Source organism: Pseudomonas protegens, from assembly GCF_003363755.1.
Taxonomy (GTDB): domain Bacteria; phylum Pseudomonadota; class Gammaproteobacteria; order Pseudomonadales; family Pseudomonadaceae; genus Aquipseudomonas; species Aquipseudomonas danubii.
Map to the genome: position 1 here is coordinate 5,100,727 of NZ_CP031396.1, position 20,968 is coordinate 5,121,694.

Annotated in this window: 22 protein-coding genes and 1 tRNA gene; 7 read left to right on the plus strand and 16 right to left on the minus strand. The window is 62.3% G+C overall.

The genetic code is table 11. The annotated features are described in order from the left end of the window. Positions 1-39: 39 nt before the first annotated feature. Entirely contained in the window at positions 40-186 is a 147-nt protein-coding gene (locus DWF74_RS30460; protein ID WP_162884111.1) for a hypothetical protein, read from the minus strand. 28 nt (positions 187-214) lie between these two features. Here DWF74_RS30460 and DWF74_RS23105 point away from each other — a divergent pair, with 28 nt between their 5' ends. Continuing rightward, positions 215-751, plus strand: a complete 537-nt coding sequence (locus tag DWF74_RS23105; RefSeq protein WP_115581783.1) for a GNAT family N-acetyltransferase — start codon at positions 215-217, stop codon at positions 749-751. Positions 752-817: 66 nt separating this feature from the next. On the opposite strand, the gene DWF74_RS23110 is transcribed toward DWF74_RS23105, so the two are convergent. Both DWF74_RS23110 and DWF74_RS23115 read right to left on the minus strand, forming a co-directional pair. After that, positions 818-1,192 (minus strand): hypothetical protein, encoded by a 375-nt coding sequence (locus DWF74_RS23110; protein ID WP_102861576.1) that lies wholly within the window; start codon positions 1,190-1,192, stop codon positions 818-820. A 223-nt stretch (positions 1,193-1,415) separates the two neighbouring features. Beyond that, positions 1,416-1,703 carry a hypothetical protein gene (locus DWF74_RS23115; protein ID WP_115581784.1) on the minus strand — a complete coding sequence of 96 codons (288 nt, stop codon included), beginning with the start codon at positions 1,701-1,703 and terminating at the stop codon, positions 1,416-1,418. A gap of 559 nt (positions 1,704-2,262) precedes the next feature. Between DWF74_RS23115 and DWF74_RS23120 the strand changes: the two genes are divergently transcribed. Then, positions 2,263-4,038 carry a putative bifunctional diguanylate cyclase/phosphodiesterase gene (locus tag DWF74_RS23120; RefSeq protein WP_102861578.1) on the plus strand — a complete coding sequence of 592 codons (1,776 nt, stop codon included), beginning with the start codon at positions 2,263-2,265 and terminating at the stop codon, positions 4,036-4,038. Between the two features lie 45 nt (positions 4,039-4,083). Here DWF74_RS23120 and DWF74_RS23125 read toward each other — a convergent pair whose 3' ends face one another. After that, positions 4,084-4,812, minus strand: coding sequence for a class I SAM-dependent methyltransferase (locus tag DWF74_RS23125; RefSeq protein WP_102861579.1), 729 nt, complete (start codon positions 4,810-4,812; stop codon positions 4,084-4,086). Between the two features lie 261 nt (positions 4,813-5,073). Between DWF74_RS23125 and DWF74_RS23130 the strand changes: the two genes are divergently transcribed. Continuing rightward, a complete protein-coding gene (locus tag DWF74_RS23130) occupies positions 5,074-5,499 on the plus strand; it encodes an SMI1/KNR4 family protein (RefSeq protein ID WP_240322077.1) in 426 nt (141 codons plus the stop codon). 164 nt (positions 5,500-5,663) lie between these two features. Here the strand turns inward: DWF74_RS23130 and DWF74_RS23135 are convergent. From DWF74_RS23135 to DWF74_RS23155, 5 genes are all read right to left on the minus strand, one after another. Continuing rightward, positions 5,664-5,737, minus strand: a tRNA-Gly gene (locus tag DWF74_RS23135). Between the two features lie 156 nt (positions 5,738-5,893). After that, positions 5,894-6,778, minus strand: a complete 885-nt coding sequence (locus DWF74_RS23140) for an alpha/beta fold hydrolase (RefSeq protein WP_102861581.1) — start codon at positions 6,776-6,778, stop codon at positions 5,894-5,896. Positions 6,779-7,103: 325 nt separating this feature from the next. Further along, positions 7,104-7,796, minus strand: a complete 693-nt coding sequence (locus DWF74_RS23145) for a 16S rRNA pseudouridine(516) synthase (RefSeq protein ID WP_102861582.1) — start codon at positions 7,794-7,796, stop codon at positions 7,104-7,106. A 33-nt stretch (positions 7,797-7,829) separates the two neighbouring features. Next, on the minus strand, positions 7,830-8,048 hold the full coding sequence (locus DWF74_RS23150) for a cysteine-rich CWC family protein (RefSeq protein WP_102861583.1): 219 nt from the start codon (positions 8,046-8,048) through the stop codon (positions 7,830-7,832). Continuing rightward, the gene (locus DWF74_RS23155) at positions 8,041-9,528 is read right to left on the minus strand and encodes a sensor domain-containing diguanylate cyclase (RefSeq protein WP_115581786.1); all 1,488 of its coding nucleotides are present in this window, start codon (positions 9,526-9,528) and stop codon (positions 8,041-8,043) included. Before DWF74_RS23155 ends, DWF74_RS23150 begins: the two co-directional genes overlap by 8 nt. 302 nt (positions 9,529-9,830) lie before the next feature. Here DWF74_RS23155 and DWF74_RS23160 point away from each other — a divergent pair, with 302 nt between their 5' ends. Then, entirely contained in the window at positions 9,831-10,274 is a 444-nt protein-coding gene (locus DWF74_RS23160; protein ID WP_115581787.1) for a hypothetical protein, read from the plus strand. Between the two features lie 49 nt (positions 10,275-10,323). Here DWF74_RS23160 and DWF74_RS23165 read toward each other — a convergent pair whose 3' ends face one another. After that, on the minus strand, positions 10,324-11,436 hold the full coding sequence (locus DWF74_RS23165) for an enoyl-CoA hydratase/isomerase family protein (RefSeq protein WP_115581788.1): 1,113 nt from the start codon (positions 11,434-11,436) through the stop codon (positions 10,324-10,326). A gap of 133 nt (positions 11,437-11,569) precedes the next feature. Here DWF74_RS23165 and ung point away from each other — a divergent pair, with 133 nt between their 5' ends. Next, entirely contained in the window at positions 11,570-12,262 is a 693-nt protein-coding gene (gene ung / locus DWF74_RS23170; protein ID WP_102861587.1) for a uracil-DNA glycosylase, read from the plus strand. 145 nt (positions 12,263-12,407) lie between these two features. Here the strand turns inward: ung and DWF74_RS23175 are convergent, their stop codons facing one another. The 5 genes from DWF74_RS23175 to DWF74_RS23195 all read right to left on the minus strand — a co-directional run bounded on the left by DWF74_RS23175 (position 12,408) and on the right by DWF74_RS23195 (position 17,852). After that, positions 12,408-13,439, minus strand: a complete 1,032-nt coding sequence (locus DWF74_RS23175; RefSeq protein WP_102861588.1) for an AbrB family transcriptional regulator — start codon at positions 13,437-13,439, stop codon at positions 12,408-12,410. After that, a complete protein-coding gene (locus DWF74_RS23180) occupies positions 13,432-14,946 on the minus strand; it encodes a tripartite tricarboxylate transporter permease (protein WP_102861589.1) in 1,515 nt (504 codons plus the stop codon). The genes DWF74_RS23175 and DWF74_RS23180 overlap by 8 nt, the downstream gene beginning before the upstream one ends. Before the next feature lies 1 nt (position 14,947). After that, on the minus strand, positions 14,948-15,406 hold the full coding sequence (locus DWF74_RS23185; RefSeq protein WP_102861590.1) for a tripartite tricarboxylate transporter TctB family protein: 459 nt from the start codon (positions 15,404-15,406) through the stop codon (positions 14,948-14,950). 58 nt (positions 15,407-15,464) lie between these two features. Then, positions 15,465-16,451 (minus strand): Bug family tripartite tricarboxylate transporter substrate binding protein, encoded by a 987-nt coding sequence (locus tag DWF74_RS23190; protein WP_115581789.1) that lies wholly within the window; start codon positions 16,449-16,451, stop codon positions 15,465-15,467. A gap of 108 nt (positions 16,452-16,559) precedes the next feature. Continuing rightward, positions 16,560-17,852, minus strand: a complete 1,293-nt coding sequence (locus DWF74_RS23195) for an OprD family porin (protein WP_115581790.1) — start codon at positions 17,850-17,852, stop codon at positions 16,560-16,562. A 235-nt stretch (positions 17,853-18,087) separates the two neighbouring features. On the opposite strand from DWF74_RS23195, the gene DWF74_RS23200 reads away from it, so the two are divergent. Continuing rightward, complete coding sequence (locus DWF74_RS23200) at positions 18,088-18,759, plus strand: response regulator (RefSeq protein ID WP_102861593.1); 672 nt, start codon at positions 18,088-18,090, stop codon at positions 18,757-18,759. Beyond that, positions 18,752-20,155: a sensor histidine kinase gene (locus DWF74_RS23205; protein ID WP_115581791.1), complete on the plus strand. Its 1,404-nt coding sequence runs from the start codon at positions 18,752-18,754 to the stop codon at positions 20,153-20,155. Before DWF74_RS23200 ends, DWF74_RS23205 begins: the two co-directional genes overlap by 8 nt. Here DWF74_RS23205 and DWF74_RS23210 read toward each other — a convergent pair. After that, positions 20,141-20,962 (minus strand): HDOD domain-containing protein, encoded by an 822-nt coding sequence (locus DWF74_RS23210; protein ID WP_115581792.1) that lies wholly within the window; start codon positions 20,960-20,962, stop codon positions 20,141-20,143. The genes DWF74_RS23205 and DWF74_RS23210 overlap by 15 nt on opposite strands. Between the last annotated feature and the right edge of the window lie 6 nt (positions 20,963-20,968).

The following is a 20,968-nucleotide window of genomic DNA, read 5'->3' on the forward strand; positions in this document are numbered from 1 at the left end:
CCGTTTTATTTGGAAGCGATTCTCATTAGATAATTATTATCATTCAATCAGATAGTTCTGAACAATGGTGTCGAAAAGTGTATGCGTGGCTGTATACGAAGTGAGGGGCTTGATCGGGTTTGCTGTGCGGAGCGACGTGTTTTCTTGCGGCGGGCCGTTTTCTTTTTCCGCCAGCCGCTGTTTCATGGTCGGCCATCAACCCAGGAGATCACGGATGAATCTGCACTTCGAAACCCCCAATCTGATATTGCGTCCACGCACGCTCGAACACTTCGAGGCCTGCTTGCGCATGGACCCGGACCCTGAAGTCACGCGCTTCACTCCGGGGATCTGGGACGGTGGGCAATGGCATCGGGATTTCCTGCGGTCGCGTATGACCCAGGACTTTGGTGAGCGATGCGGTTATTGGGCGATCTTCGCCAAGGAGGCCCCGGACGATTTACTGGGCTGGGTCTCGTTCATTCCTTTCGACGCCGTGGGCCCGGAACTGGAGATGGGCTGGCGTCTGGTGCGGCGGGCCTGGGGCCGGGGGGTGGCCTCTGAGGCCGCCAGGCGCATTGTCGAGCACGCCTTTGCCGACCCGGAGGTCGAGCGGATTGTCGCTGATGCTCACATCGACAATGGCGCCTCGTTGGCGGTGGCTCGCAAGCTGGGTTTTCGTTTCACTCACGACGGCGAGTTCGAAGGCCTGCCAAGCCGGTTTTTCGAAATGACCCGTGAGGATTTTCATCAGCAGACAGCGACCGGTTGAAGGGCTGCTGGCTCTGGGGAGACGGGGCGCCGTTGCGTGGCGCCCCGCAATGAAGACCGTTGCCGGTCAAAGGTGACGACTGACCCACCACAACACCAGGAAGGCGATAAGCGCGGCCAGGGCTGACAGCTGGAACAGATTGATCAGCCATTTCAGGCCCAGGGGGAAGTTCTTGTAGTCGCGCACATCCAAGCCGCCATTGCGCAGAAAGAGGTGGGGCATGGCGAACATTCCGCCGATGCACACCAGCATGCACAGACGGCTGAGAGGGTCTTTGCCCAGCAGTGGCATGCGAATGGCGACGACCCGGCAACGGGCCAGGTATTTGACCATGTCATCGATCTTGAAATAGCCCAGGTAGACCTGGATCACCAGCGACACCAGTCCGGACATGACCACCAGAATCCAACCCGCGGTGTAAATATCTTTGGCGTTGCACATATCTATTCAGTGACCTCCTCAAGCTTCACGACCAGGCGTTCAGCGTCGCACTCCTCCAATGAGCCCTGGCACGCAGGGCAGCCGACCACCATAGCACCCCTGGACCAAGGAGGGGCGCAGGGCTCCCCAGGGGCAGGAGAGTTGTAGCGACCCTAGCCGGGGGCTGGCCCGGTTGCCATGAGACGAGTACCAAAGGCACGGGGGGCGTGCCGGAGGAGAGGGGTCAGAGCTTGGCGCAACGTTCCACGTCGGCCTGGGTGGTGACCTGGGTGTCGATGCCCAAACGGTACTTGCAGTAGTCGATGATCATCTGCCGGTACTCGGGCGTGAGCTTTTCCACGCGCCGGTAGTCGCCGTCATTGGCGTGGATATTGAAGAACTCCAGGCGCAGCGTCGGGGACTGCTTGATAAACCAGCGGGTGTGGGTCTCGGCTTCTTCCAGCTCGGTGTAGTAGCCGACGTTGAGCACCACCAGCAGGCCGAGGAATAGCAGGAATACGAGTTTTTTCATGGTACGGCTCCATCCATGGGCAGGGCGGCGCATGGTTCCGGCTTTGCTCATGCTTGGCAAGGGCCTGTCATGAATTGTCACGCTTGCCGTCGGCAGGTTCAGCCAGCAGACAGTCGCAGGCTGTTAAAAGATTCGGACGCCCGGCAGGAGCAGGGTAGTGACAAGGGGGCAAGAAGGTCGGGATTCTGGAACTGGCCTGTTGATGCAATAGCAAAGAAAGCGATCTGCGGATCGCTTTTTTTGTCTTCGCAAGGTATGCGCCTGCCGATCTGCCAGGGTTTGCAGAGAGGGGCTCGAGCAGGACGCAATGGCCGGCAAGGTCGCTTTGTCATGGGGCGCTAGCGCTCTGGAACGGTCTTTTCAAGGTTGCTATGTATTGTTCCGGGCAATACCGTTCGTCCGACGGATGGAATTGGCAAGCACTAGTCACTGCGTCATGCTGTCGATGGATGTCGTAATGCCACCATTTTGGGCTCAACCCGTTTCCAGGTGGTGTTTTCCCCCTGCGCTGCTGAGATAGGTTTTCTGATGAGTGTGTTGATCCTGCCTGAGGCGCGGTATGCCCGATAAGGCGTTGGTCGAGGAGCAGCGCCTGGCTGCTCTGTATGCCCTGGAACTGCTGGACACGGCCCGTTGTGAGCGTTTTGATCGTATTTGTCGTCTGGCGGCGCAGTACTTCAAGGTACCCACGGCCCTGATCACTCTGGTGGATCGGGATCGCCAGTGGTTCATGTCGCGGGTGGGCTTCGTCGCCGAGCAGACCCCCATCGATCAATCGTTCTGTGCCTACACCATCAAGTCCGGCGATGTGTTTGAAGTGGAAAACGCCCGCCGGGATGTGCGCTTTCATGCCAATCCCCTGGTCACCGAAGATCCGTGCATCGGCTTTTATGCTGGCGCGCCGCTGATCACATCCACCGGCCATGCCATCGGCAGTTTGTGCGTCATCGATAAACAGCCCCAGCGCTTGAATGCCGTCGAGCGCCAGCAACTGCGGGACCTGGCGTGCCTGGTGATGGAGCAGATCGAGCACCGTCAGCGCCAGACCCGTCGCGATCCGGTCAGCAGCCTGCCCAATCGGGAGCAATTCCAGAGCGATCTGTACGACCTGGCGGAACAGCATCCTGGTGAAAAGCGCGTGCTGGTGCTGGTGGATGCGGTGGACATGACCGTGGCTCACGAGCTGACCCTGGCCATGGGCATGGCTCCGTTTGAAATCATCGTGCGCTTCCTGGCCCAGCAACTGCTCACCTACCTGGGGCGGCATGTCCGGGTGTATCACGTCTCGGTCAAGCGTTTTGGCTTTCTGCTACCGGCAGCGCCGGGCATCGAACGTTTTCTCGAAGGGCTGGTTCGGCGTTTGCGGCGCCAGCCGCCGGGCCTTGAGTTGCCGATGATTCCCGGGGTATGTGCGGGCACCGTGGAGTTCTCCACGGACCGCGACGCGGTGCCGGACGTGCTGCGCAAAGCCATGTTCGCCCTGGAGCTGGCGACCTTGAAGCGCAGCACCTGGGCGCCCTATGACGTGGTGCGGGACCAGGCCTATCGACGTGCCTTCAATCTGGCGTCGGACATCAGCGAAGCCCTCGACAGCGGACAGATCTACCTGATGTTCCAGCCGCGCTTCGCCCTGCCCGATGGTGCCCAGGTCAGCGCCGAGGCGCTGATCCGCTGGGATCACCCTTGGCTGGGACCGATTTCCCCGGCGGAATTCATTCCGGTCATGGAGCGCAACGCCCTGATCCACCGGGTGACCCATTGGGTGATCAACGCGGTGCTGGACAGGCTGCACAGCTGGAGTTCCAGCGATGTACAGCGCCTGTCGATCAACCTGTCCCCCCAGGATTTCGAGGACCAGGACATTGCCGATGTCCTCAGGGAGGCCTGCCAGCGTCACCGCATCGATCCCCGGCGCCTGGAGGTGGAGATCACTGAAGGTGCCTGGCTGCGCTCCAACCCCAAGGTGCTGGATCAGTTGAGCAAGATACGCGGCCTGGGCATGGACGTGGCCATCGATGATTTCGGTACCGGCTACAGCAACTTCGCCTACCTGCATCAGATTCCCGCCAATGTGGTGAAGCTCGACAAATCCATGGTCACGGACCTTGAGAGCAGCGCCCAGCACCAGAAGATCACCCGTTCGGTCATTGCCCTGGCCAGGGAGCTGGGCTATCGCACCGTGGCCGAGGGCATCGAGAGTTTCAAATGCCTGCAGATGCTACGGGCCTTTGGCTGCGACGAAGCCCAGGGCTATTTCCTGGCCCGGCCCATGGCCCAGGAAAAATTCCTCGCTCACAGCGGGGCCCGGCGTTTTCCGTTGCAGCAGGGCTTCTAGCAGGCAGGGCAAGCCTGCCGAGGTGGCCGCGCAACGGCGGCCGCCTCAGCGCTGGGCGGCCACCAGCAACATCATCGGTCGCTCGCGCTCTTCTTCCAGAGCCGGTTGCTCCAGCACTTGCTGGGCGCTCGGTCCCCACTCCTCGACATGGCGAATGCTGAACCCTGTGTCGATCAGGGTGTTGAGCAGAGTGCCCAGGGTCCGGTGCTGCTTGATCACGCCCTCCGCCAGCCAATGGGTCACTCGCTCGCCTTCTTGCTGGTAGCTGTCCAGCGGCCAGGATTTGCGGCCCTGGTCATCCACCTGCCAACCCGGGTTGCGCGGGGCCATGAAGATCGGGTGCTCGATGGAGAACACCAGGCGTGCCCCGGGTACCAGGGCGGCATGGACCTGGGTGAACAGCCCGCGCAAGTCCTTGATGTAGTGCAGGGCCAGGGAGCTGTAGGCCAGGTCGAAGCTGCAGGCGGGCAGGCTCAGGTGTTCCAGATCGGCCCGCTGATAATCGATGTTGGGCGCCGAGGTGCTGGCGCGGGCGGTCGCCAGCATCTTTTGCGAAACGTCCAGGCCCAGTACCTGTCGGGCCCCCTGTTCGCTGGCCCAGCGGCTGAACCAGCCATAGCCGCAGCCCAGGTCCACCACCTTGAGACCGTTCATGGTGGGCAGCAGAGCTTGCAGGGCTGGCCATTCCGGTGCCGCATCGAGGCCGCCGAGGGAGCGGCCCATCTGGCTGTAGCCCTGGAAAAAGGTCGGATCGTCGTAAATATTCTGGGTCATGCAGCGTTTCCTTGAGGTTCGTGTGCAGCCGTGATGTCGGGCGGATGATGCAAAAGACGCGGCTGAGGTTTTTCCTCTGACCCGGTCACGGCGATTTTCACTCAGTGTGGGTTATGCATTATCGTGCGCCACGCCTCAAGCGATCAGCGTCGTCATCGACACCAAGCCAACCGATAGCGGTGGGTGTTCGTCTGTAAGGGCCAACCGAATCCCCCGAACCCGGGTCTGTACCCTAAGCGAGGCACCTTGGGCAAAGCGCGAGTGATAGGCACGACAATAGAGGCCATTCATGCTGCCGAGACGGCATTGGGGCGAACCTTGCCCGGGTCATTCGTGGACTGGCTGCTGGAGCACAACGGCAAGGCGCTGGGGGGGCTGGAAGTGTTTCCTGTCTTTGATGCGCGTGATCCCCGCAAGACCTGGGAGTCGATAGTCCGCCATTTCGAGCAAGGCTGGCGGGCTTGGCAAGACACTTTCTCCCGCATCGCGCTCGACTGCTCCAGCCTGCTGCCGTTCGCTCAATTTGGGACGGGCGACTATTACTGCTTCGATTACGCGGTACTGGGCGACGCCGGTGAGCCGGTTGTGGTGCTGTGGTCCCATGAGACGGGTCGAACCTGCGTCGTTGCGGATGACTATGCCGCTTTTTTGGCCAATCCCGATCAGTTGTGCCACGCACCCGGCTGATGGGCCGTTGGTACAGGTCGATGCTGAAACAGCGGCGCTCCAATGATCTGCACGAGGCTTGGGCTTGGTTCGCTAGGTTTGCTGCTGGGAGGGGAGGAGATCGTTTGAATCAACGACCTGAGAAGCTTCTACAGATATCTGCTGGAGCCCGCAGATTGGGGAAGTGGAGCGGGTGAAGGGAATCGAACCCTCGTTATCAGCTTGGGAAGCTGGAGTAATGCCATTATACGACACCCGCTCGAACGGCTGACTTTGTACCAGAAGTGGCCGGGGATTTGAAGTTTTTCTTTATCTGACTTGTGCTTGCGTGTCGGTTGAGGTCGCCACAGGTGCCTCACCCGCCAGGAAAAACAGGGTTTTTCAAGGCGGGGTGACGGCCTGTGGCGACGGGGTTTCAGATGGCCCGTGCATGCTGATCATGAACATAGTGTGGACGCGAGCGGTTGTCGTACTGGGCTGGCTTGAGGAAGCCCAGGAGTGCCTGGCGACTGTCGCGGCAGGCCGCCTTGTGTTCCATGTCGAGAAAATGCCCGGTGGCCTGGATGGTGCTGAAGCTCGCGTGCTGTACATGGTCGGCGAACAGCTTGGCGTCGTTGGCTGAGGTGTACTCGTCCCACTCGCCGTTGAGAAACAGCACCGGCACCTGGATGTTCTTCGCCGCCCGCAAGTAGCACTGGCGATCGCCGTTGAGCACATGGCTGATGTGGAAGTGCATCTGCCCGTACTCATGCTCCGCCAGGCTGCTGACATGGCGATAGTTGAAGCGCTTGAACAGCGATGGCAGGTGTTTGCCGATGGTGTCGTTGACCAGGTGGCCGACGCGATGGCGGTCGAGGCTGCCGAGGTAGTCGACACCGCGCTCCAGGTAGTCGCGCATGGGTTCGTTGAGCACCGGCGAGAACGAGCTGATCACCGCCTTCTCGATGCGTCGAGGACGTTGGGACAAGGCCTGCAAGGCCGCGGCGCCGCCCCACGAGAACGACAGCACATGCTCGGCGGCGAAGTGCTCGATCAACTCCAGCAGGATCTGCCCTTCCACTTCCTTGGTGAGCATCCGTTCGTGCTTGTTGTGGGCCTTGGACCGGCCCGCGTAGGGCTGGTCGTAGAGCACCACGTTGAACTGCGGGTACAGATTCTTCACGGTCTGGGCAAAGGACGCAGTGGTGGCCATCGAGCCGTTGACCAGAATGATGGTCTTGTCTGCGGCATCTGCGCGATAGAACTCCGTGTAAACCCGATACTGACCCTGTATATCCAGCACAGCGATTTCTGGCCTCATGTCATAAGACTCCTGGCAAGCGGGTATGCGCGCAACATTGAGTGTGCACGGGCAATGTGACAGGTAGGCATACGCCTGGAATCGGAGCCCATGTCGATCCGGTAATGCAGGTCGACGGGTATTGTTATAGGCGGGCGATTTACCGGGTTGAATGCAGAGCAGGCAGGGCTCAGGCCGGCAAAAGGTTTCTTAGATGTGTATGGGTGACTCATCGGTCACATTTCGGCCGACGGTCTGATTCAAGCAGGGCAACCGGGAACCTGCAAGTGCGTTGGGCAAATTGTTCGACAGCTTCTGCCCAGCGGTCATTCAGCGGGACGCGGCGTCAGATCAGGCGGATTTCGTCTGCGCTGAGGGGGCGGTATTGGCCTGGGGCAAGGCATTCATCCAGTACCAGTGGTCCCATGCGTTCGCGGTGCAGGCGCACCACCTTGTTGTTGAAGTGGCCGAACATCCGTTTGACCTGGTGATAGCGCCCCTCGACGATGCTCAGCCTGGCGCTATGAGGGCCGAGGATCTGCAACTGCGCGGGCAGGGTGGTGAGGTCCTCGAAGGCGAAATACAGACCCTGGGCGAAGGTCTCGATGTACTCGGGGCCAATCTCCTGCTCGGTTTCCACGTAGTAGAGCTTGGGCAGCTTGGTCTGCGGCTGGGTCAAGCGTCGCGACCAGCTGCCGTCGTTGGTGATCAGCATCAGCCCGGTGGTGTTGTAATCCAGGCGCCCGGCGATGTGCAGATCCTGGGGATCCGGCTCGTGGATCAGCTCCAGCACGGTCCTGTGCTCCGGGTCGCGGGTGGCGCTGACACAGCCCATGGGCTTGTGCAGCATGAAATAACGCGCCGGCTTGCCGACCTGGAGCACTTCCTCATCCAGTTCCACGCGACTGAACTCACGGACCTCGGCCTTGGGGTCGCTGACCGGCTGCCCGTCGATGCGGATGCGGCGTTGCACCAGCAGCAGGCGCACCTGCTGACGGTTGAAGCGGGGCAGGTTGCTGAGGAAACGGTCAATGCGCATGGTGATCGGCGGTTGGGGGCAAGGCGAGGAGGTTCAGGAGCGTGGCAAGGTGCCGGCGCGCAACTGCGCTTCGACCCCGGCACAACGGGGGCACAGGCAGGAGCGGTCGCGCAGCTGTGGCGGCAAGGCTTCGATGATTGCCGGGTCGATGCTCACGCTGTAGCACCAGCAGGCTTGGTCCGCAGTACGCGGGTCGGCCAGGGTGCAGTCGTTGCGGGCACCGCAGGCCGGGCAAAGGTCAGGTTCATTCATGGCTGGAGTGGGGCATTTCCACACAGGTTCGATTGCGTCCGCTCTGCTTGGCGCGGTACATCGCATGGTCAGCACGGGACAGCAGGCTGTGCAGGGTGTCTGCCGATTGCAGAGCGGTCAAGCCGATACTGACGGTCAGTTGCAGAGGCTGCCCTTCATAGTAGTAGCGCTGTTGTTCAGTCTGCTGGCGGATCTTCTCGGCAATGATCAGGGCGGCGCTGCTCTGGGTGTCCTTGAGCAGGACAATGAATTCCTCGCCGCCCCAGCGGCAGACGATGTCGGACTGGCGCAGGCAGTCCTGCAGGTCACGGGCAAAACCGCTGAGCACCAGGTCCCCGGCCAGATGGCCGTAGGTGTCGTTGAGGCGCTTGAAGTGATCCAGGTCCAGCAGCAGGGCGCACAGTGGCGTCATGTCCCGCCGCGCTTCCTGCAGAGCCTGGGCTGCCAGCAGATCGAAGCCGCGACGATTGGGCAGGCGGGTGAGGCTGTCGAGGGTGGCCTGGGCCTCGATCTTGCGCCGGTAGCGACGCACCACGCCGCTGAGCAGGATCAGCACGATGCTGGTGACCACCAGGCAGATCAGCAGGTTCAGGTACAGCGACTGACGGATGCTGTTGAGGGCGCCGTCTTCGCGCTTGTCGACGAACAGGTACCAGTTCAGTTCGGGAATGAAACGCACATTGAGAAAGTGCCCCTGGCCCTGGGTCGAGTATTCATAGCTGCCGCTGTGGGGCTTGGGCAGTTGGGTCATGAGTTCCTTGAGGCTGTCCAGGTCATGCAGGGACTGGCCGCTGCGGGCGCCCTGGGGCCCACCGTCGGCGCCGGTAAGGACGATGCGGCCGAAGGTGTCGACGAAGTACACACTGCGCTGGTAGCGCTGCTGGTACTTGTCGATCAGCTTGATCACCGCGTCCACCGTCAAGCCCACTCCAGCCGCACCGATGAAGCGCTCCTGATAGTCGTAGACCTTGTAGTTGATGAAGAAGGTCAGTTTGTCCTGGTTGGCCAGGTCCGGGTCGACGTTGATTTCATAGGGCGTGGCCATATCGCGTACCCGAAAGTACCAGGCGTCCCGGGGCTCATCGACTTTGACCTGCTTCAGCACGCCCTTGGCCTGGTAGTAGGTGAGGCTGGTGTTGGAGACGAAGAAGGCGGTGTAGGCGCCATAGTGGGTCATGACCTCGTTGAGGTAACGGGTCATCTGGGTAGGGTCGCGTTCGCCGGCTACCACCCAGTCACGCATGAAGGTGTCGCGGGCCATCATCGAGGAGATCAGGACCGGCCGTACCAGGTCCTTCTGGATTTCCGAGTACACGGTGTCGGAGGTCAGGGGCAGCTCGGTGTTGACGATGCTGTCGCGGATCGAGTCCCGGGAGGCGTAGTAGCTGAGCAGGGAAGTGGCGAGGAAGCCGCTGCCCAGCAAGGTGATCAGGACCAGTACCAGCGAACGTTGCGAATACAAGGGAGAACGAAGCGGCATGGCAATTCCGTGATAGTGGCCCGATGACGCATTCTAGTGGCACGGCGCGCAAATAACTCGTTCATCAGCGCACTGAGTTGTCTCGGAATCGATACGTGGCATGGTGTTTTTCCGGCGCCGGAAATGCGACTCCGAGGCGTCCTGACAGGGCGGTTACCGGCGGTCGAAGGACTTGTATCAACGTGTTGCCAAAATCGCACCAGAAGGGGTTTTCGCGGTCAGATATTTCGTCAGTCGACCTGTTGTCGACTGCCGCCTGCCAGCGTCGCTGGTGTGGCTTCTTCGCGGTCCAGGAGGCCGCCATGTATCGTCGACTTCTGCTTGTTGCATTACTGGGTCTGAGTCTTAGCGCGTGCGTCCCTTATTACGGTGGAGGTTCAAGCTATTACAGCTCCGAAGTCTACAGTTCTCCCTCGCCGGCCTATTACTACGGTGGTGGTTCTTCCTATTACTCCACTGGCCGCAGTTACTACGCACCGCGTTACTACCAGCCGGCACCCCGTTATTACCAGTCTGCTCCGCGTTACTACCAACCGGCTCCGCGCTACTACCAGCCACCCCGGGCGGTGTACCGGCCGTATCCGAACCAGGGCTGGGGCGGGCACGATCGCCACAGTAACTGGGGCAACAACAATTGGGGCAACAACGGTGGCCATCGGGAATGGGGCGGTCACGGCGGACGTGGTGATCGTGGTCGAGGCGATCGTGACCGGGGCGACCATGGGCGAGGCGGTCGCGGCCATTGATCCCGAGTGGGCCAAAAGCCTGTAGCCGCTGTCGGCGGCTGCAGGCTTTTTAGTAATCCGTCAGGTCCGCCAGGGGATGACGGCCTTCCCAGGCCTTGTGGAAATGCGCTTGCACCACCGCCTCGGGCACGCTGTTGATATCCGACCAATGCCAATGGGGCTGATGATCCTTGTCGATCAGGCGGGCGCGCACCCCTTCGGCGAATTCCGGGTGCCGGCAGCAGTTCAGGCTCAGGGTGTATTCCATCTGGAATACCTCGGCCAGGGACAGGTAGCGAGCACGGTGGATCTGCTCCCATACCAGGTGCGCGGTCAGCGGGCAGCCCTCGACCAGCGTCTTGGCCGCTCGGCTGTAGAGGGCATCGCTGTGGTTCTGCAACTGGCTGATGGCACGCCAGGCACAGGCCACGTCACTGACGTCCAGCCAGGTGTCGATCTGCTGCCGACGCGGCAGCCATTGGGCTTCGGGCAGTTGAGCCGAGGCTTCCTGCTGCAAGGCCTTGAGCAAGCTGTTGAGTTGCCTTGGCGTCTGTTCCTGCCAGTTCAACTGCAACAGCCCCTCGATCAGTGCTTCCTGTTGTTCGTCCAGCAGGAAGCGGTCGGCGAGGTTCAGGTCCAGGGCATCGCGGCCATTCATGTGGGCGCCGGTCAACCCCAGGAACAAGCCGAGTTTGCCGGGCATGCGCGAGAGGAACCAGCTGGCGCCGACGTCGGGATACAGGCCGATGCTGATTTCCGGCATTGCCAGGCGACTGCTGGGGGTGACGATACGAATCCCGGCACCTTGCAGCAGACCCATGCCACCGCCCAGCACATAACCGTGGCCCCAGCAGATCAAGGGTTTGGGATAGGTGTGCAAGCGATAGTCGAGACGGTATTCCGCGGCAAAGAAATGCCCGGCCAAGGCCGGTACTTCGCCGGGGTGATCGAGGCAAGCCTGGGCCAGGCTGCGTACCTCGCCGCCGGCACAGAAAGCCTTGGCGCCGTTACCCCGCAGCAGCACACAGACCACTTGCGGGTCCTTGGCCCAAGCATCGAGACGCTCGCTCAACTGCTGGATCATGGGCAGCGACAGGGCATTCAGGGATTTTTCCGCGTCCAGGGTGGCAATGGCGATGCGTGCGCCATCGGTGCCGGTGAGTTCTTCGACGTGCAGGTTCATCGTGACCTCGAGGGGAAATAGAAGCGCTCAGTATGATCGCTGGTAGGGAAAGTGCAGGTTCCGTGTCAGATCAATTGACAAGCGAAGTCGGCTTTCCTAGGGTGCGGCCATTGTTTTTTTCACGGGCATGGCCATGACTGCTGACGATCGTATCAAACTCGAACCGAGCTGGAAGGAAGCGCTGCGTGCCGAATTCGAGCAGCCCTACATGAGCGAACTTCGCGAATTCCTGCGCCAGGAACATGCCGCCGGCAAGGAAATCTATCCGCCGGGTCCGATGATCTTCAATGCCTTGAACTCAACGCCGCTGGACAAGGTCAAGGTGGTGATCCTCGGCCAGGACCCGTACCACGGACCGGGCCAGGCCCATGGCTTGTGCTTCTCGGTACAGCCCGGGGTGCCCGCGCCGCCCTCGCTGGTGAACATCTATAAAGAGCTCAAGCGTGACCTCAACATCGACATTCCCAACCACGGCTACCTGCAAAGCTGGGCCGACCAGGGCGTGCTGATGCTCAACACCACCATGACCGTGGAGCGGGCCAACGCGGCATCCCATGCGGGCAAGGGCTGGCAGTTTTTTACCGATCGGATCATCGAAGTGGTCAGCGAGCACCAGCCGCACCTGGTGTTCCTGTTGTGGGGTGCTCACGCCCAGAGCAAGCAGAAACTGATCGATGCCACCAAGCATCTGGTACTGACCTCGGTGCATCCTTCACCGCTGTCGGCCTACCGCGGCTTCCTCGGTTGCGGGCATTTCAGTCGCACCAACAAATACCTTGAGCAGAATGGCGAGACGCCCATCGAGTGGCGCTTGCCGCCGTTGTAACTATTGCTCGATTGGGGGCTGCTTGGTGGCAAAACCACCTGCGACTTGAACCAAGGCATTTCTGTAGCCGCTGCCGCAGGCTGCGAACGGCCCGTAGGGACGCGGCGGTGAAGGCTGTGAACCTTGTCGCCGCCCGCGGCAGCAGCTACAGGGGGCCTTTGTTCCAGTGGCGGAACAGGGGCTCGGCGAGAAACAGTACGAACAACAACCTCATCACCTGCATGGCGGTCACCAGTGGCACCGACAGTTGCAGGGTCTCGGCCGTCAGGCTCATTTCCGCTATACCGCCGGGCATCATGCCCAATGTCAGCGAACGTAGATCCAAGTGGGTCAACACACTCAGGCCCAGGGCCGCAAGGCCGGCGATCAGCATGCTCAGGGCGGTGCCGATCAAGGTCCGTCCCATGAACGACGGCGCCCGGCGGAAGAACTGTCGATTGAAGTGACAGCCCAGGCCGCTGCCGATCAGCCATTGGCCCACCTGACTGCCGCCCTCGGGCAGGCCGATGTGCAGGTCCCAGGCGATGCTCACCGTAGCGCTGAGCAGCAAGGGGCCGAACAGCCAGGGGTTGGGTTGGTGCAGACGCTGCCAGATCCAGGCCAGCAGCGCGCCCGCGGGAAACAGCAGGGCCAGCCACTGCCAGTCCACGCTGGTGGCATGCAGGGCGGGGGTGCCTTCCCCCAGCAGATATTTGAAGGCCGCTGGAACACAGAGCACCACGGCCAGCACCCGCAGGCTCTGCCCAGCCGCCACGCGGCTGAGCACCGCTCCATTGCGCGCGCCGAGATTGACCATCTCCCCGGAGCCGCCGGGCATGCTGGAGAAAAACGCGGTGGCCCGGTCCTCTCCGGTGCGCCGCAGCAACCACACCCCGACCACGCTGGACAGGCTGGTGACCAGGGCGCCGAAGAAGATCAGGCCAAAGTGGCTCATGACCTGTTCCATCACCTGCGGCGTGAAGTGCAGGCCAATGCCGATGCCGACCACCCATTGCCCGCATTTACGGCCGCCGGGGATTTCCGCCAATTGCCAGGGCGTCAGGCAGCGCACCAGGATGATCGCCAGCAACGAGCCGACCATCCAGGGCAATGGCCAGCCGATCTGGCTGGCGAGATAACCGCCAGCCAGGCCCACCAGGGGCGTGCCCCACCATTGTCTGAAGCGGGCTTCAGACATCGGCCACGGCACGTTGCTGGGCCGAACGCTTGCGCCAGATGCGCAGCAGCGGCATGAACAGCATGAGGAGGGTCAACACCCAGACCCCGACCGTGATCGGGCTCGACCAGAGGATCTCCATCGCGCCATTGGAGATCGACAGCGCCCGGCGCAGGTTCTGCTCCATCAAGCCGCCGAGGATGAAGCCCAGCAGCACTGGCGACAGCGGGAAGTCCAGCTTGCGCAGGATGTAGCCGAAGATGCCGATACCCACCATCAGGAACAGGTCGAAGGTGGTGGCGTGCACCGCGTAGACGCCAATCCCGGTAATGATCGCGATCACCGGCACCAGGGCCCAGTTCGGCACGGCGAGGATGCGGGTGAAGAGGCGGATCATCGGGATGTTGAGGATCACCAGCATGATGTTGGCGACGAACAGCGAGGCGATCAGGCCCCAGACAATGTCCGGCTGCTGCTGAAACAGCAGTGGGCCGGGCGTGATGTTGTACAGCGACAGGGCGCCGATCATCACCGCCGTGGTGCCGGAGCCGGGAACGCCGAGGGTCAGCATCGGCACCAGGGCACCGCAGGCCGAGGCGCCGATGGCGGTTTCCGGGGCGGCCAGGCCGCGCTTGTCGCCTTCGCCGAAGGTGCCGCTGGCGCCGGCGATGCGTTTCTCGGTCATGTAGGCCACGGCGCTGGCCAGGGTCGCGCCGGCACCGGGCAGTACGCCCATGATGAAGCCCAGCAGGCCGCAGCGGATGTTCACCACGAACACCGAGGCCGCTTCCTTGAAGTTGAACATCATGCGTCCGGTGGCTTTCACCGCTTCCTGGCCGCGATGGGTCTTCTCCAGCAGCAACAGAATCTCGCTGATAGAGAACAGGCCCAGCACCAGCACCACGAACTGGATGCCGTCGGTGAGGTGGATGTTGTCCCCGGTGAAGCGGTACACGCCGCTGTTGGCGTCGATGCCCACCGCCGACAGGAACAGGCCGATCAGCGCCGCAATGAAGGTCTTAAGCGGCCGATCGCCGGCCATGCCGCCCAGGCAGACGATGGCGAACACCATCAGCACGAAGTACTCCGCCGGGCCGAAGGCGATCGCCCACTTGGCCAGCAGCGGGGCGAACAGCACCATGCCGCAGGTGGCGATGAAGGCGCCGATGAACGAGCTCCAGGCCGAGAGTGACAGGGCCACGCCCGCCAGGCCTTTGCGGGCCATGGGGTAACCGTCCAGGGTGGTCATCACGGTGGAGGCTTCGCCCGGAATGTTCAGCAGGATCGAACTGATGCGGCCGCCGTATTCGCAACCCAGGTACACCGCCGCCAACAGGATCAGCGCCGACTCCGGCGGCAGGCCCAGGGCGAAGGCAATGGGGATCAACAGGGCCACGCCATTGATCGGGCCCAGGCCCGGGAGCAGGCCGACCACGGTGCCGATCAGGGTGCCGGACAGGGCGGTGACCAGGTTGTAAGGGGTCAGTGCAACGCCGAAGCCCTGGCCCAGATAACTGAGGGTATCCATATCAATTCTCCAGAACGTCGAGCAGGCCGAGGGGCAGTGGTACGTCCATGACCCGGTCGAACAACCAGTAGAGGCCGACACTGAGCAGGCTGATGATCACCAGGCTAGGCAGCCAGCGGCCGCCGTAGAGCCGTGCCATGGGTACGCCGATGAGGACACTGGCGACGATGAAACCCAGGGGTTCGAAGGTTCCGGCGAACACCAGCAGCAAGGTCACGCAGATCGTGATCTTGGTCAGGGTTTCCCGGTCCAGGGGCGGTTCATCTTCGCTGTGCTTGATGGGTGTCGGGCGAAACAGCATGTACAGCAGGGCCAGCCCCATCAGGCCGAGCATCAGCAAAGGGAAGGCCCGCGGGCCCACGGGTTCATAGGAAAAGGCCGCCTGATACGGCCAGGCCATCAGTGCCAGGCCGGCACAGGCCAGCAGCAACACCGCAGCGAAGAGACGTTGAACGAGCATGGCTAACTCCTGGGCGCGGCCCTCGATGCGCGAGGGCCGCGCCTTTAGCAAGGGACGGTCACTGGATCAGGCCGAACTCTTTGGCCAGAGTCTTGTAGTCGGCCACCTGTTTCTTCACATAGGTGTCCAACTCGGGGCCGGTCAGGGCGAAGGGGAACAGCTCGCGCTGGTCACGCAGCTTGGCGAACTCTTCGGAGGCCAGGAGCTGGTCGAAGGCATTTTTCCACCAGGCGTATTCCTCGTCGGTGACTTTCGGCCCGAGGTAGAAACCGCGTACCACCGGCCAGACGATGTCGTAGCCCTGCTCCTTGGCGGTGGGGATGTCTTTCATTTCCGGCTCGTCCAGACGCTGTTCGGAGAACACCGCCAGCAGGCGCATGTCGCCGGCCTGGATATGGGGCATGGAGTCGGAGATGTCGGTGCTGCCCACCTGGATGTGTCCGCCCAGCAGGGCGGTGGCGATTTCACCGCCGCCTTCCAGGGCGACGTAGCGCAGGTCCCGGGGGTTGATCCCGGCGGCCTTGGCGATCAGTGCGGTCTGCATCCAGTCCTGGCTGCCTACGGTGCCGCCGGAACCTATCACCACTTTGCTTGGATCTTTCTTCAGGGCTTGGACCAGATCGTCGAGGGTCTTGTAGGGCGAGTCGCTTTTCACCGCGATAGCGCCGTAGCTGGTGCCGACCGCTGCCAGCCAGCGCACCGCGCTTTCATCGAAACGGCCGAACTTGCCCTGGGCCAGGTTCAGCAGCGAACCGCTGGACCAGGCCACCAGGGTTCCGGCGTCGGCGGGACGCTGGGCCACCACGGCGTTGTAGGCCACGGCACCGACACCGCCAGGCATGTAGGTGACGCGCATCGGCTTGGTGAGGAGTTTTTCGTTGACCAGAGCGCTTTGCGCCAGCTTGCAGGTCAGGTCGAAACCGCCGCCGGGGGAGGCCGGGGCGATGCATTCCGGGCGTTTGGGCTCGGCGGTCGCGGCCAGCAGTTGGCCGGCGAACAGCATGCAGCCGGCGGCGAGGGCTAGTTTGTGCAGTGAAAGGTCCATGAACGTCTCCACAGGAGTTGTTGTTATCGGTATGTCCGGGTCATCCCCGACCCTTTTTCCGCAGGAGCTGGCAAGCTAGCTCCTGCGACGCAGCGTGATACGGGTGGCTTACCACAGGGCCACGCTGTAGCTCACCAGCAGGCGCACTTCATCGGCATCGCGTGCCGAATAGTTGGAACGGTAGGTGGCGTTGCGCAGGCGCACGGCGACGTCCTTGAAGGTGCCGCTTTGCACCACGTATTTGACCTCGGTGTTGCGTTCCCACTCTTTGCCGGTGTCGCCGTTTTTCAGGGCGATGGTGTCGCCGCTGAGGTAGCGGGTCATGAAGCTCAGGCCGGGAATCCCCAGCTTGGCGAAGTCGTAGTCATAGCGGGCCTGCCAGGAGCGTTCCTCGGCGCCGGCGAAGTCGTTGATCTGCACGAAGTTCACCAGGTACGGGTCGCTGCCATCGACATAGGGGAAGGCGCTGTCGCCGGACATGTGCTGGTAGCCGGCGCTGAGTTTATGTCCGTTCAGGGCATAGCTCACCAGGCCGTTGAGGGATTTGTTGTCGATCTTGCCGCCCCGGGCCTGGCCCTGGTCGTCGCTGATGGCCAGGCGCAGGTCGGTGCCGAAGGTGCCCGGTCCCATGGGCTGGGACGCTACCAGGCCGAGGAAGTGCTGGTTATAGACATCGTCCAGTTGGGCGAAGTGGTAGCTGCCGGTGATCTTGTCGGTGAACTTGTAGTCCAGGCCGCCGAAATTGAAGTGCTTGCCGGCCACGGTGCCGGCGAAGCGGCTGTTCTTGTTGTTGAGGCGGATGTCCTCGTAGTTGCTGTCGTCGCGGTCCTTGGCCTTGTCCAGGCGCCCGCCGGTGAAGGTCAGGTTCTTGATTTCCTTGGAGGTCAGCAGGCCGCCTTCGAAGGTCTGCGGCAGGATGCGCCCGTCGTTGGGCTTGAGGATCGGTAGCTCGGGGATCAGGCTGCCGATTTTCAGTTCGGTGGCGGAGATCTTCACTTTGCCGGTCAGGCCGAGCTTGGAGTACTGGTCGGCGGCGCGTCCGTCATCGTGGGTCGGCAGCAGGTCGGTGCCGGTGCGGTCGGGGCTGGAATCGAGCTTGACCCCGAGCATGCCCAGGGCGTCCAGGCCGAAACCCACGGTGCCTTCGGTGTAGCCCGACTGCAGGTTGAGCATGAAACCCTGGGCCCATTCATCGCGCTTGGATTGCTGGGCGCTGGTGCCGTCGCGAAAGTCGCGATTGAAATACATATTGCGGGTTTCGAAGGTGGCGCTGCTGTCTTCGAAGAAGGCGGCCTGGCTTAAGGGCGCGACACCGGCGAGGGCCGCGGCGCTGGCCAGGGCGGTCGGGGTCAGACGGGAAAAAAATACAGGTGTGACGGCGTGAGGGCGCGTGGACGGCATCCAGGGGTACTCCGTTATTGTTCTTATTTTGACGAAAACGCTTCGAGGCGTTTTGCGTATCAGCGGCCATCAGGGCCAGGGCAGTCGAGACTGTCCGTAGCCGGACTCTAAAGGGCCAACCTTTCGCTAACCTTTCAACGTACTTTCACGGTTTTCGGGCTTCACAGCGGCGAATGCAGCGGTACACTCCGCGCCAAAGAGCGGCGTCGATCCCCCCGGAACGAGGTAAGAAAACATGCGAGTCCTGCTCGTCGAAGACCATCTGCAACTGGCCGAAAGTGTCGCCCAGGCGCTCAAGAGCACCGGCCTGACCGTGGATGTGCTGCACGATGGCGTGGCCGCCGACCTGGCTCTGGGCAGTGAGGAATACGCCATGGCGATCCTCGATGTCGGCCTGCCGCGCCTGGACGGTTTCGAGGTGCTGGCGCGCCTGCGGGCCCGGGGCAAGAACCTGCCGGTGCTGATGCTCACTGCCCGCAGCGACGTCAAGGATCGGGTCCACGGTCTGAACCTGGGGGCCGACGATTACCTGGCCAAGCCGTTCGAACTGACCGAGCTCGAAGCCCGGGTCAAGGCGCTGTTGCGCCGTAGCGTGCTGGGGGGCGAGCGCCAGCAGCGTTGTGGAGTGCTGGCCTATGACCTGGATACCCGACGCTTCACCCTGGGCGAAGAACTGCTGACCCTGACGTCCCGCGAGCAGGCCGTGCTCGAGGCATTGATTGCCCGTCCCGGCCGGGTGATGAGCAAGGAGCAACTGGCCTCCCAGGTGTTCGGCCTGGATGAGGAGGCCAGCCCGGATGCCATCGAGATTTATGTCCACCGTCTGCGCAAGAAGCTCGATGGCCATGCAGTGGCCATCGTGACGTTCCGTGGCTTGGGTTATCTGTTGGAAAGCCGCGATGCATAGGCCCAGCAGCCTGCGCTGGCGGTTGCTGTGGAACCTGGCGCTGCTGCTGGTGGTGCTGATGCTGGCCAGCGGCTTGAGTGCCTACTGGAACGGCCGTGAGGCCGCCGACACCGCCTATGACCGCACCCTGCTGGCCTCGGCGCGGACCATTGCCGCCGGGTTGTCCCAGCGTGACGGCAGCCTTAGCGCCAATGTGCCCTATGTGGCCCTGGACACCTTTGCCTACGACAGTGCCGGGCGCATCTATTACCAGGTCAACGATATTCACCAGCAACTGATCTCCGGTTACGAAAACCTGCCTGGTCCGCCGCCGGGTACTCCGCGTACCGATGACTATCCGGCCCTGGCGCGCTTCTACGATGCCACCTATCAGGGCCAGAACGTGCGGGTGGTGAGCCTGCTCAAGGCGGTCAGCGAGCCGAACATGAACGGCATGGCGGAAATTCGCGTGGCGGAGACCGACGAGGCGCGGGTCGCAATGGCCCGTAGCTTGATGGCCGACACCTTGCTGCGCCTGGGAATGCTGGCCATGGGGGCGTTGCTGCTGGTGTGGTTTGCGGTGAGTGCCGCCTTGCGTCCGTTGGAACGTTTGCGCGGTGCGGTGGAGGAGCGCCAGCCCGATGACTTGCGGCCGCTGCCGCTGGTTTCGGTACAGCGTGAGTTGTGGCCCCTGGTGCGGGCCTTGAACCATTTCACCGAACGCCTGCGGGGGCAGTTCGAGCGCCAGGCACAGTTTATTGCCGAGGCCGCCCATGAGTTGCGAACACCGCTGGCGGCACTCAAGGCCCGTCTGGAGCTGGGGCTGCGTTCCAGCGAGCCGGACACTTGGCGTACGACCTTGGAAAGCGCGGCCCAGGGCACCGATCGCTTGACCCACCTGGCCAATCAGTTGCTGTCCCTGGCCCGGGTGGAAAATGGCGCCCGGGCGATCGCCGAGGGCGGCGCACAGTTGCTCGATCTCAGCCAGTTGGCCCGGGAACTGGGCATGGCCATGGCGCCTCTGGCCCATGCCAGGGGGGTGGCCCTGGCCCTGGAAGCCGACGAGCCGGTGTGGCTCAAGGGCGAGCCAACCCTGCTCAATGAACTGCTGAGCAACCTGGTGGACAACGCCCTGGCCCACACGCCGTCGGGCGGCAATGTGGTGCTGCGGGTATCGGCGCCGGGGGTGCTGGAGGTGGAGGACGACGGGCCGGGTATTCCCCTGGAGGATCGCGACCGGGTCTTCGAACGTTTTTACCGGCGTAATCAGCAGGTGGCCGGTTCGGGGTTGGGGCTGGCGATCGTCGGGGAAATCTGTCGCGCCCATCTGGCACAGATCAGCCTGCACGATGGCCAGCCTTCGGGGCTCAAAGTGCGGGTGAGTTTTATCGCGGGGTCAGGATCAGTAGAGCATTGAGCGGGATTCTTGCAGCTCGCTGCACATGGCCTGGTTTTCCGGGTCGATTCCCAGCTTCTTGAACGCCGGCACGCTGAAGGCGTCAATGCGCGAGAGTGAGTGATCTGTGTCTTTGTGGCAGTACAGGGTCGCCACCTGGACCAGGTCGACGTAGTCGATCCCGCTGGTCTGGCGGTTGAATTCCAGGTAGTGCCCGGGGATCTCCACCAGTTGCTCGGGGAACTCCCAGACCCGTAGCAGCTTGTCCCCCAGCAACGGGTGAATGCGTTCGATCACGTGATTGAGGCTGACCGGGTCGGAAAGCAGTTCGTAGTGGTCTTCGGCGTAGGTCAGGATCGGCAACACGCCGATCTGGTGTACCAGTCCGCCGAGCGCTGCCTGGTCGGGCTTGAGCTGGGTGTAGCGGCGGCACAGGGCATAGCTGACTCCGGCCACTTCCAGGCTGCGGCGCCACACATCGTGCATTTTCTGTGCAACCACCTCGGAGCGGGCATTGAAGATCTGCTCCATCACCAGGCCGATGGCCAGGTTGCTGCTGTAGTTGACTCCCAGGCGGGTGATGGCGGTATGCAGGTCGGTGACTTCCTGGGCCGCCCGCAACAGTGGGCTGTTGACCACCTTGATCAGTCGCGCCGACAACGCGGTGTCCCGGCCTATCACTTTGCTCAGGGTGCTGACGCTGATTTCCGGGTCTTCGGCGGCCCGGCGAATCTGCAGGGCTACCTCCGGTAGGGTTGGCAGAACCAGGTCATCGTTGTCGATGGCCTCCACCAAATCCTGTTGGACCTTTTGCGCCAGCTCAGTCATTTCAGT